The 13,095-nt window shown below is 63.7% G+C and carries 11 protein-coding genes and 1 tRNA gene; 5 read left to right on the forward strand and 7 right to left on the reverse strand.

The genetic code is table 11. The annotated features are described in order from the left end of the window. The first annotated feature begins 31 nt into the window (after nt 1-31). Genes fliF through fliP form a run of 4 tightly spaced genes read left to right on the forward strand, consistent with a single transcriptional unit; the run spans nt 32 to nt 3,336 of the window. On the forward strand, nt 32-1,708 hold the full coding sequence (fliF, locus tag AB9K35_RS22705) for a flagellar basal-body MS-ring/collar protein FliF (protein WP_222454332.1): 1,677 nt from the start codon (nt 32-34) through the stop codon (nt 1,706-1,708). Next, nucleotides 1,708-2,307 (forward strand): hypothetical protein, encoded by a 600-nt coding sequence (locus AB9K35_RS22710; RefSeq protein ID WP_222454333.1) that lies wholly within the window; start codon nt 1,708-1,710, stop codon nt 2,305-2,307. Before fliF ends, AB9K35_RS22710 begins: the two co-directional genes overlap by 1 nt. Beyond that, nucleotides 2,300-2,596, forward strand: coding sequence for a FliM/FliN family flagellar motor switch protein (locus AB9K35_RS22715; protein ID WP_369929678.1), 297 nt, complete (start codon nt 2,300-2,302; stop codon nt 2,594-2,596). The genes AB9K35_RS22710 and AB9K35_RS22715 overlap by 8 nt, the downstream gene beginning before the upstream one ends. Continuing rightward, the gene (gene fliP, locus AB9K35_RS22720) at nt 2,593-3,336 is read left to right on the forward strand and encodes a flagellar type III secretion system pore protein FliP (RefSeq protein ID WP_222454335.1); all 744 of its coding nucleotides are present in this window, start codon (nt 2,593-2,595) and stop codon (nt 3,334-3,336) included. The genes AB9K35_RS22715 and fliP overlap by 4 nt, the downstream gene beginning before the upstream one ends. A 436-nt stretch (nt 3,337-3,772) precedes the next feature. Here fliP and AB9K35_RS22725 read toward each other — a convergent pair whose 3' ends face one another. The 6 genes from AB9K35_RS22725 to hemN all read right to left on the reverse strand — a co-directional run bounded on the left by AB9K35_RS22725 (nt 3,773) and on the right by hemN (nt 11,110). Further along, entirely contained in the window at nt 3,773-4,879 is a 1,107-nt protein-coding gene (locus AB9K35_RS22725) for a flagellar basal body P-ring protein FlgI (protein ID WP_222454336.1), read from the reverse strand. Beyond that, nucleotides 4,879-5,883 (reverse strand): flagellin, encoded by a 1,005-nt coding sequence (locus AB9K35_RS22730; protein WP_222454337.1) that lies wholly within the window; start codon nt 5,881-5,883, stop codon nt 4,879-4,881. Before AB9K35_RS22730 ends, AB9K35_RS22725 begins: the two co-directional genes overlap by 1 nt. A 3-nt stretch (nt 5,884-5,886) precedes the next feature. Next, entirely contained in the window at nt 5,887-7,335 is a 1,449-nt protein-coding gene (gene flgK, locus AB9K35_RS22735; protein ID WP_369929681.1) for a flagellar hook-associated protein FlgK, read from the reverse strand. Between the two features lie 46 nt (nt 7,336-7,381). Then, nucleotides 7,382-8,689 carry a flagellar hook protein FlgE gene (locus tag AB9K35_RS22740; protein WP_222454339.1) on the reverse strand — a complete coding sequence of 436 codons (1,308 nt, stop codon included), beginning with the start codon at nt 8,687-8,689 and terminating at the stop codon, nt 7,382-7,384. A 123-nt stretch (nt 8,690-8,812) separates the two neighbouring features. Further along, nucleotides 8,813-9,649 (reverse strand): flagellar motor protein MotB, encoded by an 837-nt coding sequence (locus AB9K35_RS22745; protein WP_222454340.1) that lies wholly within the window; start codon nt 9,647-9,649, stop codon nt 8,813-8,815. Nucleotides 9,650-9,754: 105 nt separating this feature from the next. Beyond that, the gene (gene hemN / locus AB9K35_RS22750) at nt 9,755-11,110 is read right to left on the reverse strand and encodes an oxygen-independent coproporphyrinogen III oxidase (RefSeq protein ID WP_369929684.1); all 1,356 of its coding nucleotides are present in this window, start codon (nt 11,108-11,110) and stop codon (nt 9,755-9,757) included. A 215-nt stretch (nt 11,111-11,325) separates the two neighbouring features. Between hemN and AB9K35_RS22755 the strand changes: the two genes are divergently transcribed. Further along, nucleotides 11,326-11,412, forward strand: a tRNA-Leu gene (locus AB9K35_RS22755). Nucleotides 11,413-11,559: 147 nt separating this feature from the next. Here the strand turns inward: AB9K35_RS22755 and AB9K35_RS22760 are convergent. Beyond that, nucleotides 11,560-13,086, reverse strand: a complete 1,527-nt coding sequence (locus AB9K35_RS22760) for a heme biosynthesis protein HemY (RefSeq protein WP_369929686.1) — start codon at nt 13,084-13,086, stop codon at nt 11,560-11,562. Nucleotides 13,087-13,095: the final 9 nt, after the last annotated feature.

The following is a 13,095-nucleotide window of genomic DNA, read 5'->3' on the forward strand; positions in this document are numbered from 1 at the left end:
CGGACAGAACGCCGGTGCGACGGAGGTTAATGTGCAGCAGATCAAGAATGTCTGGGCAGAAATGGACATGCGGAAGCGCCTGATTGCCGTGGGGGCCACGGTCATCATGTTTCTCAGCGTCATCGCCATGTCCCATGTGGCAAGCAAGCCAACAATGACACTGCTTTATGCCGGGCTCGAAAGCGGCACGGCAGGAGATGTGGTGCGGGCGCTGGAACAGCGCGGTACCCAATATGAAGTGCGCGGCGGCTCGATTTACGTGCCCTCGGTGCAACGCGACGAACTTCGCATGACCCTCGCCAGCGAAGGCCTGCCTGCAAATGGCGGCAAAGGGTACGAACTCCTTGATTCTCTTAGCGGTTTCGGAACGACTTCGCAGATGTTCGATGCCGCATACTGGCGCGCCAAGGAAGGCGAGCTGGCCCGCACCATCGTCGCCAGCCCGCATGTCAGCCAGGCGCGCGTGCATCTCGCCAACACCGGTTCGAATCCCTTCCAGCGCACGGTAGAGCCGACCGCCTCGGTCTCGATCGTGCCGATGGGATCGCCGATCACCCCGGCGCAGGCGAACGCGATTCGCTTCCTGGTCGCCTCGGCCGTCACCGGTCTGGCGGTGGAAAATGTTGCGGTGATCGACGCCAATGGCGCCCTGATCGGATCCACCGATGCGGCTGCGGCCGCCGGGGCAGGCAGCGATGACCGCTCGCAGATGATTCGTGAACGCGTGCTGCGCCTTGTCGAAGCCCGGGTTGGTCAGGGCAACGCCGTGGTCGAAGTCAGTGTCGAGACCGTCACCGACACCGAATCGATCCGCGAAAAGCGCGTTGATCCCAAAAGCCGCGTCGCGGTCAGCACCGACGTCGAGGAGCGCGCGGATTCCTCGACCAACCAGGCCGGCGAAGTCACTGTTGCCTCCAATATTCCCGATGGGGATGCCGCCTCCGGCCAGGGCTCCAAGGCCAGCACCAGCGCAACCCGCGAACGGATCAACTACGAGATTTCGGAGACCGAGAAGGAAATCGTGCGCGGCCCCGGCGCCATCAAGCGTCTTACGGTTGCGGTCCTGGTCAATGGTGAGACCATCACCAATGACGCCGGCGAAACCGTCTTTCAGCCGCGTCCCGAAGACGAGCTGAACGCCATGCGCGAGCTGATCTCGGCGGCAGTCGGCTTTGATGCTGAGCGCGGCGACGTCATCACGCTCAAGTCGATGGACCTGCCCGCGGTCGAGCCGCAGGGCACGGTGGCGACCAGCTCCTTCATGGACAACCTCTATTTCGACGCCATGTCGCTGATCCAGATCGCCGCCCTCGCCATCGTCAGCCTGATCCTGGGACTGTTTGTGGTCCGTCCGATCCTGTCGAACCAACCCGCAGCGGCTGGCGCCGCGCTGGACGGTCCGACCCCGGGCGCGCTGCCTGCCCTGCCGGGTCTCGGTGGTGACGGCTTCATGACGCCGCCCGACCTGGGTGCCGGGCTGGCGCTGGACGGCGAGATCCAGAACAACGAAACCGGCCAGTTCGAACCGATGGGTGACCTGCCCGCCATGGGCACCGCCGGTGACATGATGGGCGCTGCGGGCCTGCCTGCCCTGGGCGGCAACTCCGCCGATCCGGTTGACCGGCTGCGCAGCATGATCGGTGAGCGCCAGGAAGAAACCGTTCAGATCCTGCGCGGCTGGCTGGAAGAAAACGAGGAGCGTGCCTGATGACCATTGCGCATCTTTTGGAAAACTTCGGGATCGACACCACCGCGGAGCCTGCTCTGCCCACGATCTCCGAGGAATTGGCCGAAGAACAGCGGCTGGCATCCTTTGAAAGCGGCTACACGGCCGGCTGGGAAGATGCGGTCGCCGCCAAGGACAAGGAAAGCAGCCGCATTTCCGCCGAGCTGGCCAGCTCGCTGGAGGATCTCAACTTCACCTACCACGAAGCGCAGAATCAGCTGCTCGAATCGCTCGACCCGATGTTCAAGGTCCTGACCAGCGCGATCCTGCCCGATGCGATGGCCGCATCCTTCGGGCACCATATCGTCGACCAGCTGAGTGAGATGGCCAAGGGGCGGACCGATCAGCCGATGCAGATCATGGTCTCCCCCGGAGAGGGCGCCCCGGTGCGCAAGCTGTTGCCGGAAAATTTCGCGGTGCCGGTCACCGTCAAGGAAGACAGTACCCTGTCCGCCGGGCAGGCCTACCTGCGGGTTGGCGCGTCGGAATGCGAAATCAACTGCGATGCGCTGCTCGAAACGATCCACGAATCGATAGAAGCCTTCACCTATCACGCAAAAGAGGACAGCCATTATGGATGACGCTTCCGATCTCAACATGAAATCTGCCGACGCCGGCAATCCCTTTGTCTCTGTCCCGGTCGAGGTCGTCGTCTCGGTCGGCAAGGCCCGGCCGCTGATCCGTGACCTGGTCAACCTGGGCGAAAACGCGGTGCTGACGCTGGACAAGCGGGTCGAAGACCCGGTTGACCTCTACGTTGGCGACCGGCTGGTCGCGCGCGGCCAGCTGGAAGAGCTGGAGGGCGATCAGGCAGGCCAGCTTGCCGTGCGCCTGACCGAGATCGCGGATCTGCAAAGCGGGCTGGGATGACACATACGACATTTGTGCGTGCGGCACTGGCGGCAGCGATCCTGCTGGCCATGCCGCAGACCGCCCTGGCTCAAGAATTGAGCCTTTCGCTGGCAGACGGCGAGTCGATCTCGGCCCGTTCGATCCAGCTGATACTTCTGATTACCGTGCTCAGCCTAGCCCCCGGCCTGCTGATCATGATTACCTGCTTCCCGTTCCTCGTGACGGTGCTTTCGATCCTGCGTCAGGGATTGGGGCTGCAACAGGCCCCCCCGAACATGCTGATGATCAGCCTCGCCCTGTTCCTCACCTATTTCGTGATGGAGCCGGTCTTTACCGAGGCTTGGGAGACCGGGATCAGCCCGATGCTGGAAGAGCGCCTGGAGCCCGGCGAGGCCATCAGCCGAAGCCTCGAACCGTTCCGCGGTTTCATGGCGAACCGGCTCGACCCGGACACCTTCTACGCCATTGCGGATCTGCGCCCGGCAACCCAGGGCATTGACCCGACGGCCGACGCGCCGCTGTCGGCGCTGATCCCCAGTTTCATGCTGTCGGAAATCGCCCGGGCCTTCCAGATCGGCTTCTTGGTGTTCCTGCCCTTCCTCGTGATCGATCTCGTGGTGGCGGCGATCCTGATGTCGATGGGCATGATGATGGTGCCTCCGGCCATCGTGTCGCTGCCGTTCAAACTGGCGTTCTTCGTGGTTGCCGACGGCTGGAGCCTGATCGCCAGCGCCCTGGTCCGCAGCTACTACCCCTGATCCGCCACTCTGGCGACCTTCTGAAACCGGGTACCCTGTACCCGGTTCTTTTTTTGTCTGCATCAGACACCCGATCCGCCTTGCCCACCGTGCCGCTCTTTGTCACTTGCCTGTGGGAATTGACGCATCGCCGCCGCAACCGGCCCGTTCCCACCGGAAAAGCCCCGCGAACCCTGCTGATCCGGCCGGCCCGGACATTGGCGCGCGGCACCGATGTCGCGAAGACAAGCGCTGCTGGAAAGGCGCGCGCTGACGGCGACCGCCAGAACGATCCGTTGGCGGCTGCGCCTGCTTTGCGGCACCGCAGCTCTGCCAGAGCGGTTGGCTCTGACGCCGCAGCTGTCAGCCCCCCGTTGTCCGGGTGTCCCCAGCCAAAGCGAAAAGCCCCGGCTGCGGCAGGCAGGTCCGGGGCTTTGGCAGGGACTTGGGCAGTTGATCAGCGGACGACGAATTCCGCATGCAGCGCGCCCGCCGCCTTCAGGCTCTTCAGAATGTCGATCATGTCGCGCGGCGACACGCCCAGCGCGTTCAACCCCGACACCACTTCGGACAGGGAGGTGGTCTCCGGTACCTCGGCCAGTTGCACGCCCTCTTCTTCCTCGATGGCGGCGCCGGTACGTGGCACAACCACCGTCTCCCCGTCGGCAAAGGGGTTCGGCTGCACCACCAGCGGTGTTTCCTCGATCCGCAGTGTCAGGTTGCCCTGGGCCACGGCGACGCGGGAAATCCGCACATCGCTGCCCATGACGATGGTGCCCGAGCGCTGATCGACCACGACCCGCGCCTTGCGTTGCGGTTCCACCAGAATGTTCTCGATCCGCCCGACGGCATGGGCCGTGGAACGGGCGTTGGTGCGTTTGATGTCGACTTCCACGGTACCGGAGTCCCGCATCAGGGCCACGTTGCGACCGAACTCGTTGTTGATCGCACGTTCGATGCGCCCGGCGGTGGTGAAATCCGGTTCCCGCAGCGCCAGCCGCATGGAGCTGAGCGATGCCAGGTCAAAGTCGATCTCGCGTTCGACCCGCGCGCCGGACGGGATCACCCCGGCGGTCGGCACACCCTGTGTCACGGTGGCAGCGGCCCCTTCGGCCACGGCGCCGCCGGCCAGGATGGTGCCCTGCGCCACAGCGTAGATCTGACCGTCCGCCGCGTTCAGCGGTGTCATGATCAGCGTACCGCCCAGCAGGCTCTTGGAATCGCCGATCGCCGACACGGTCACGTCAATGGTGCTGCCCACCCGGGCAAAGGGCGGCAGCGTCGCGGTCACGAAAACCGCGGCCACGTTCTTGGGGCGGAACTGCTCGCCGGTAACGTTGACCCCGAGCCGCTCCAGGATGTTGGACATGATTTCCTCGGTGAAGGGCGAATTGCGCAGCCCGTCCCCGGTGCCATCAAGCCCGACCACAAGGCCGTAGCCCACCAGGTCGTTGCCCCGGACCCCGTCGAATTCGACCAGGTCCTTGAGCCGGATGGTATTGGCCTGCGCAAGGGCGGGAATCAGCAGCAGGCAGCTGAGGAGTATGCGGAAAAAGACCATCATCAGAGATACTTCAGCAGGGACAGCTGCGAGCTGCGCGAGGTGATCGTGTAAAGACCCTCGAGCTGCGTCTGCGCTTCCTGCAGCCGTGTATAGGTTTCGTAGGGATCGGCCGAAACCAGCTTGTTCTTGACGATGCTCAGGCTGGTCTTGGACGCCTCATTGCGGGTGTTGACCGCCTCCAGCTGCCCTTCGATGAAGCCGACATCCGCCTGCAGCCGGATCAGCCGCTGCTCGCTTTCGGTCATCTCGGTGCTGGATTCGATCACCAGGTCGATGCGCACGTCATCGGCAAGACCCAGGGCCGGCTCATTGGCGAGCGCGGCGATCACGTAGCTTTGCAGCGTATGCTTCAGATTGTCATCGTCAGCGCGGATCCCCATGGACACCTGCTGCCCTTCGCCCACCGTGACCGGACGCAGATCCGTGTCGGAACCGCGATACATCACGCTGTCGAACCCGGCGGGATCGGCGAACCAGTCCTTCACCTCCTGAATGATGTCGCTGCTGGTGGTCAGGCCCGACACTTCGGTCAGGATGCTGGCCATCAGGGTATCGGCGCCATTCAGCGGCTTGGTATCGGTGGCGGTGCCGGCAAAGATCGTGCGGCCGCCCACCTCGGAGTTGAACAGGCTGATGGCACTGGACATGCGTTGCTTGGCCTGGGTGCCGAACTGCTCGGCATTGGCAATGTCCATCGCCGGCGACAGCCGCAGAATGTCGTTGCGCAGATCCTGCACCTGGTTCTGCACCGTGGTCAGGCTGTTCTGCGTCGCCGTTGCAAACAGCTGCACCTCGCCATTGGCGACCATGTAGCTTTCCAGCTTGTTCAGGTTGTTTTCCAGATCCGCCAGATAAGTGTAATCGCCGCCAAGACGCTCGGTCAGGTTGGCGGACTTGCCGGTGGAAAACTCATCCGAGAGCGTGGCGACGGTGTTTTTCAGTTCGGTGTTGCGGCTGCGCAGGAAGAGATGCTGCGCCATGTCTCCAAAAGAATTCAAAATCATGCATCACATCCTAATCAGCGTATCCATCAGTTCGTCGATCACGGAAATCATCCGCGCGTTGGCAGCGTAGTATTTCTCGACCAGCATCAGGTTCTGCAGCTCGGCATCGGTATCCACCCCAAGCGCAAGCTCGGCCTGGCTCATCTCGTTGTAGCTGGTGGCGGCAAAGGTCGAGGACCGCGCGGCCGTCTCACTGTCCTGCGCGAAGCGGGACAACAGGTTGGCCGTCAGCGTCGCGGCCGACATGTTGGCGGTCCCCAGCCCGATCGACGAGACGCTGCGGGTTTCGCCCAGAACGTCCGTATAGGCCTGCAACAGGCTCGAATCGCCGGGGTCACCGGGGGCGGTGGCGTACAGCCCGTCGCGGAAGCGCCAGGTCTCGGCGGAGCCGCTCAAGGACACGAGGTCATTCAGCTCGATCCGGTTGGCGATCCCGACGGTGTTGGCGGGGTCAAAGAAGTTGCCGCCATCCGTGAAGATCCCGGCATCCCCCGTTCCGATGGTGCCGTCGAGGGCCGGGTCCTGAAACCGCTCGATCAGGTCCTTGGCCATCGCGTCGAGATCCTCCTGCGCCTCGAGCGAGGTCACATCGCGGATTTCGAACTGCGCGGTCAGGGTGCCGCCGCGCAAGGGACCGTTCGGACCGGTATCGATCGGCTTGCCATTGACCTCGAGCCCCGAGATCATCCCGTTGTCGATGGTCATATGGGGCATGATATCGCGGGTCCGGCTGAAACTCAGCTCGGAGGCGCGACCATCCAGCAGCATCACGCCGCCAGTCGAGAACAGCGAAATCTGGCCGTTGTCGCGGCGCACCACGTTGACCGGAATGATCTCGTTGATCTGGTCGATCAGCTGATCGCGCTGGTCGTTCATCGAGGCCACGTCCATGCCGCCGGCCTCGACCACCATGATGCGCGCGTTCAGCTTCTCGATATCCTTGAGCGCCTGGTTCACGGTGTCCACCTGGCTGCCGATGGCGCCGTCCGCATTGATGCGCAGGTCCCTCAGCCCCTCGGCGGTGCGCGAGATCGATTCGGCCAGCGCGTTGGCCCGCACCGACAGATCATTCAGCCGAGGTTGCGAATCCGGTCGGGACACGGCTTCGATCAGCGACGACTGGAACTCCGACATCTGCGACGCCAGGGACATTTCGTCGTCGACGGTGCCGACCAGATCGGACATGCGACTAAAGAAGTCGGACTGCGCCTTGGCCGCGCCATACTCGGCCTCTGCCACACGACGGTTGGCCATGATCACCGGGTCGGTGATGCGCTGCACATTTCCGATCCGGACCCCGGTGACACCGACGCCAGGGCTGTTGACGTCCAGAACCCGGCGCGAATAGCCGGGCGTCAAGGCGTTGGACAGGTTCTCAGAGACTACCTGCGAGGAACGACTTGCCGCGTTCAGACCGCTCATCGCGCTGTTAAGGGCAGAGAAAATAGACATGTTCAGCCTGCTTTCGTGAAACCGGGATCAGGAAGCATCAAGCGCCTTAGCGCTTGATGTTGGTGGTTTCCTGCAACATTTCGTCCACGGTCTGGATGACCTTGGCGTTCGACGAATAGGCCCGCTGGGTCTGGATCATGTTCGTCAGTTCCGTTGCCACGTCGACGGCGGATTCTTCCTGGGCATAGCTCAGGATTTCCCCGGTCGGGCCTTCACCCGGATCCCACAGGTAGAAGTCGCCGGCCTCGTCGGTCGGCTCGTAGGTCTGGGAGTCCAGCGCCTTCATGCCGTTGATGTTGGAGACATCGGCCAGCGGCACCTTGTAGATCACCCGCGAGTCGCCGGAGTCATACTTGGCGATCACCTCGCCGGTTTCATTGACCTCAACCGACACGAAGGAGCCGACCGGGGTGCCATCCTTCTCGGTGGTGCCCGGCACGAAGTCCTCGCCGAGCTGGCTCATGCCGTTCTGCTCGCCGATCACGCCGATGTTGATCTCGATCGGGCCACCCGCGACGTTGATGGTCACGGACCCGGCGGTTGCATCATAGGCGCCGCCCGTGGTGGTGGTCACGCTTTGCAGGGTGCCGGCCGAGGTGGCGCTGTCATCAAAGGTCAGCGTGTATTCCCCGATCACCGTCGCACCGCTGGCAGAATCGACGATCTGCATGGTCCACTCGTTGCTGCCGGTTGTGGCCGGCGCGGTCGCAACGGTCGGCGTGTAGGTGATGGTCAGCTCTTCGGCGCGGCCCATGCTGTCATAGTAGCGCACCACCTGTTCTTCCGGCGCACCGGATGCGCCAACGTCGGTGGCCGAGGCCGGCAGGTTCGCGGTCAGGCTGATCTCGGTGGTCGGTTCCGCAGACAGCCGGTTCAGATCAATCAGGACCGGCTCCAGCGAATCGCTGCTGTCGCGGGCCGCGTTGGTGACGGAGCCATCGGCATTGGCAGGCCACCCCATCAGGGCGAGCCCGGATTCGGTGGTCAGGTAACCATTGGAATCGGTCCGGAACGACCCAGTGGTGGTCAACATCATCGTCGGGTTCACGCCCGCCTCGATATCCGTGACGGATGCCACCGGCAGCATGCCGCGGCCGCGCACGGCAAGGTCGGTGGCGTTGTTGGTGGTCACCAGCGGACCGCGCTCGTCGATCAGCCGCACGTTCGTCGTGCGCACGCCACCCGCCGCATAGGTTCCGCCGGAACCTGCGTTGACCATGGAATGGAAGTCGGTTTGAACCCGCTTGTATCCACGGGTCGAAGAGTTGGCGATGTTATCCGAAATGGAGGCCAACCGGCTGGCGTTGGCGCTCAATCCTGAAACGCCCGCGTTCAGCGACGAAGAAATGGTCATAGCACGCCTTTCTGCTGCATCTAATCATTCTGATGCAACAGCTAGCGCAAGAGCGATTAACGGGCGGCTAACAGATCAAATATGACCTATCTGTCAGCCGCCGCTTCCAGCAAATTCAGCCGGTTAGTCGCGAAGAAGGATGATTTCGATCCGGTTGTTGCGGGCCGCCATCGGATTCGCAACCGCCAGATCACGGTCCGCATGGCCGGTCACCCGGTCGATCCGCCGCGCCGACAAGCCGCCTGATTCGAGCAACCGCCGCGCCTGGTCCGCCCGCGCATGCGAGAGTTCCCAGACCGGATTGTTGGCCAGAACCACGGGATGCGAGCGGATGTGACCACCCACCGCGACATTGCTGCCGGTCGTGCCGGCAACCCGCGCGATCATCCGCACCAGGTCGCGGAACAGGGGCGTCGGCTCGGCATTGCCCTCGCCAAACAGTGGCACATCATCCGTTGCGAACAATTCGATGATCAGCCCTTCGTCGGTGACGCGGGTCACGATATGACGCGCCATCGCGATCGAGATCATGCTCTCGCCACCGCGCCCGGACAGCTGCTCTTCGATGGCGCGGAACTTGCTGTCCTCCGCGTCCTGCTTGTCGCTGGCATCAATCCCGGTATCGCCCTGGGCCTGCTGGGCATCCATGGGGTTGATATCGGTGGCGCCAGTGCCGGATTGCGGCTTGATGTCCTCGGTGAACATGCTGTCCCCCTGGAACGCACCATTGCCGCCACCGGACACCCGGCTCAGCGGGATCGACGGCGAAAAGTAATCCGCCAGACCCTTGCGTTGTTTTTCTGTCGTCGCATTCAGGAGCCACATCAACATGAAGAAGGCCATCATTGCGGTCACGAAGTCGGCGTAAGCCACCTTCCACGCGCCACCGTGATGGCCATCGCCACCACCTGACTTTTTCTTCTTGATGATAATGGGCGCCACATTGCTTTGTGCGCTCATATCCACCACCACTATTTTCACCCACGTCCGGGATAGCAGCCAGGCTGTTAAATGTGCCTTAACAATTAAACTTGCCGGCAGTTCTTCGGCGCAGGGGGCGGCGGCTCAGGAGGCCTGGCTGTAACGCACCCCCTCCGGCGTATGGGCATCAAAGGCACTGGCGATGATGCGGGTCAGCGGACGGCCTTCCGGCAGGATTTCCAACGCCTCGTCGGTAAACCGCAGCAGGTCTCCGAACCGCACCGCCAGCGCCTGCAAGATGTCGTCCAACGCTGCCGCCGCCGTGCCGTGCCCGCGCGCAAGCTCCGCCCGGTCGAGGCGGAAATCGCACATCAGCATCTCGATCGCACGGCCCCGCAGGCGATCCTCAGGCGTCATCAGATAGCCACGCGAGGCGGCCAGCTGCCCGGCCTCGACCCGTTCGATATAGGCAGGCGTGGCGGCCGCGTTCTGGAGGTAGCCGCCATCAAACCGCGAGATCGAAGAGGCCCCGAACCCGATCAGCGTCGGGCAGGCATCATCCGTATAGCCCTGGAAGTTCCGCCGCAGCTGCCCGTGGCGCGCCGCCTGGGCCAGGCGGTCCGTCGGCTTGGCGAAATGGTCTATGCCGATCGCCTCATACCCTGCCGCGGCAAAACGCGCCGCGGCGAGACCCGCCAGCTGAAACCGCGCCTGATCATCCGGCAGGCTGTCTTCCTTGATCAGCTTTTGCCGCTTGGCGACCCAGGGCACATGCGCATAGCCGAACAGGGCCATCCGGTCCGGATCGAGGCTGAGCACCTTGTCCACCGTGTCCGCCATGCGGGCCTCGCTCTGATGCGGCAGGCCATAGACCAGATCCGCATTCAGCGACCGTATTCCCGCCGCCCGCAGGTCGTCGACGCAGCTGCGTGTCACCTCGAAGGACTGCATGCGCCCGATGGCCTGCTGCACCAAAGGGTCGAAATCCTGGATCCCGATGCTGGCCCGGTTCATGCCTTCCGCAGCCAGCGCGGCGATCTTGTCCCGATCCACCAGCGTCGGGTCGATCTCGACGGAAAATTCCCAATCCTCGGTCTGTGCGAACACCGACTTCACCGCCTGCGCAAGGCGGCCAATCATCGCCGGGGTCAGGATCGTCGGCGTACCGCCGCCCCAATGCATCCGCCCCATCCGCACCCCCTTGGGCAACAAGGTTCCAACCTGGCGGATCTCCTTTGCCAGCGTGTCCAGGTAGCTATCCACCGGGCTCAGCGTCTGGGTGCCCTGGGTGCGGCAGGCACAGAACCAGCACAGGCGCTCGCAGAACGGAATATGCAGGTAGACCGAGACCGGCACATCCGGGTCCAGTTGCTGCAAGGCGCGCGCCTGTTCGGCCGCGCCGATCTCGGCCGAGAACAACGGCGCCGTGGGGTAGGAGGTGTAACGGGGCACCCGGCTGTCGAACAGCCCAAGGGCTTTGAGGCGGTCAATCTGTTTCATGACTGCTGCATGCCTCTTTTGACGGCGGCGCACTTTGCGCAGGATCAAATCCGCCATTTTTCAGCGATTTTTTCCGCCCGCGCACACGGTCGAACAAGGCACTGGGAACAATCGGGAAAAGCCTCTTGAACCGCGCCGATAGATTTCTCGGTCAGAGCCTCATTTTCCGTTTGACGCCCTTGGCATTGCGCCTTATACGGCCCCTCACGACACCTGCCCAGGTGGCGGAATTGGTAGACGCGCTAGCTTCAGGTGCTAGTGTCCGTATGGACGTGGAGGTTCGAGTCCTCTCCTGGGCACCATTCCCCGAAAATCGAAAAGATCATCCTGCAAAGCTGCGATCGGCTTGCGCCTAGACGCGTGGCTTCGAATCGCCTTGCGGCAACAACGGCCCGTTCCGCGCGCCGACGTGAAACGGGGCGAGCCCAAAGCCCGCCCCGCAGATATCGTCAGGCTGTTTCCTTGCCCTCTCGGGGCTGGTCCCCCGCTTCCGCCGTGTCCGGGTCGGCAGCCTCCGCATCGGTCTCCGCGGTCGGTTCGGCCTCCTGCACCGGTGCCAGGATTTCGGCATCCGCAGCAGCCGCGGCGTCAGCCGCCGCGTCCCGGCCGGTGATCAGCGGCAGCATGTGGGCCGCGGCGACACTGGCAACTTCGGGCGTCTCAGGCCGCTTCCAGGTCAGCGTGTCAAAGCTGCTGCAATGTTCGCAGACCGGCGCCCAGTCGGCATGGATATGGTTACAGCTGTCGCAGACCCACTGCGGCCCGCGCGGCGCGGTCAAGGCCCGGGTCAGCCAGCCCTGAACCACCTTGTCGTCTGCCCCTTCGCCGCGTTCGATGGCCGCCATCAAGGTCAGCGCCCGCGCGTCAGGTGCCCGCTCGGAAAGATCGCTCAGCCAGCGACGCGCCTCGGGGTAATCCTCGGCCACGATGTTCAGCTCGGACATCACCAGCCGGGTTTCATCATGGTGCGGGTTGAGCCGCGCCAGCTGGTCGAACCGCTTGACGCGTTCGGCGGCAGTCTCGTCCGGTTCCACCTCGGCAAAGGCATGCGCGAGATCCGGGTGCGGCTGCGCCTCCCAGGCCTTTTTCAGAACCTTCACCGCCGGACGTTTCTTGCCCTTGGCCAGATAGGCCCGCGCCGCCATCGCCGCGGCCGGCACCAGGTCGGGCGACAGCCGGTTGGCCTCGATCGCCTGCTCCTGCTGCTCCAAAGTGGCGCCCTCCTCGACAAGCCCGCGCGAAGCGGACAGTGCCAGAACCGCATCGCGGCGCTTGAACACGTCGCGCGGCAGGGTGCCGGTTTTCAGCTTGGTCGACAGGGTCTTGCGCGCGCCGGCCCAATCCTCGGCCTGGGCCTGCAGCCGCAGCAGCGTGTCCTGCACCTCGGCGTGTTTGGGCCGCAGCGCCAGCGCCTTTTCGGCCAGCTGGCGGGCGGTCTCGTCATCGCCTTCCGACAGCTTCTGTTTCATGATGCCGCGCACCCCGACAAAGCGCGTCGGCGGGTTCGACAGCAGCCGCTTGTAGGCTTCGGAAGCCTTGCGGGTGTCACCGCTCATCTCGGCGGCCTGGGCCACCAGCAGATCGGTCAGCTCCGGCTGTTGCAGGTATTTCTCGGCCCGCTCCGCCTTGGTCAGCGCCAAGCGCCCTTCGCCCGAGGCAAGCGCCATCAGACCTTCGGACAGCGCCTTGTAGCCCTTGCGCTCGCGCCCTTTGTCGAAATAGCGCGACAGCGCGGTTTCATCACCGTTCAGGAAATGCAGCGTCGCCACCAGCAGCGACAGCAGCTTGAGAAACAGCCACACCCCGAAAACCAGGACGCCCAGCGCGATCACCGACTGCAAAGCGCTCAGGGTGTATTCGGTGCCCGCAAAGGTGATCTGCACCCCACCGGCGGTTTCCATCAGCAGGCGCGCGCCAAAAGCAAGGACCGCAACAATTGCGACGAATACGAGGATCTTCAACAACGACCAAAGCATGACGGTTTC

This window comes from Leisingera sp. XS_AS12 (assembly GCF_041224635.1).
GTDB lineage: Bacteria > Pseudomonadota > Alphaproteobacteria > Rhodobacterales > Rhodobacteraceae > Leisingera.

What these genes read in the sequence shown, in the direction of transcription:
- hemN (WP_369929684.1), bottom strand. Translation starts at nt 11,110, where the DNA reads ATGAAACAGATTGACCGCCTCAAAGCCCTTGGGCTGTTCGACAGCCGG.
- AB9K35_RS22740 (WP_222454339.1), bottom strand. Translation starts at nt 8,689, where the DNA reads ATGACCATTTCTTCGTCGCTGAACGCGGGCGTTTCAGGATTGAGCGCC.
- AB9K35_RS22745 (WP_222454340.1), bottom strand. Translation starts at nt 9,649, where the DNA reads ATGAGCGCACAAAGCAATGTGGCGCCCATTATCATCAAGAAGAAAAAG.
- AB9K35_RS22730 (WP_222454337.1), bottom strand. Translation starts at nt 5,883, where the DNA reads ATGATTTTGAATTCTTTTGGAGACATGGCGCAGCATCTCTTCCTGCGC.
- fliP (WP_222454335.1), top strand. Translation starts at nt 2,593, where the DNA reads ATGACACATACGACATTTGTGCGTGCGGCACTGGCGGCAGCGATCCTG.
- AB9K35_RS22760 (WP_369929686.1), bottom strand. Translation starts at nt 13,086, where the DNA reads ATGCTTTGGTCGTTGTTGAAGATCCTCGTATTCGTCGCAATTGTTGCG.
- flgK (WP_369929681.1), bottom strand. Translation starts at nt 7,335, where the DNA reads ATGTCTATTTTCTCTGCCCTTAACAGCGCGATGAGCGGTCTGAACGCG.
- AB9K35_RS22725 (WP_222454336.1), bottom strand. Translation starts at nt 4,879, where the DNA reads ATGATGGTCTTTTTCCGCATACTCCTCAGCTGCCTGCTGCTGATTCCC.
- AB9K35_RS22715 (WP_369929678.1), top strand. Translation starts at nt 2,300, where the DNA reads ATGGATGACGCTTCCGATCTCAACATGAAATCTGCCGACGCCGGCAAT.
- AB9K35_RS22710 (WP_222454333.1), top strand. Translation starts at nt 1,708, where the DNA reads ATGACCATTGCGCATCTTTTGGAAAACTTCGGGATCGACACCACCGCG.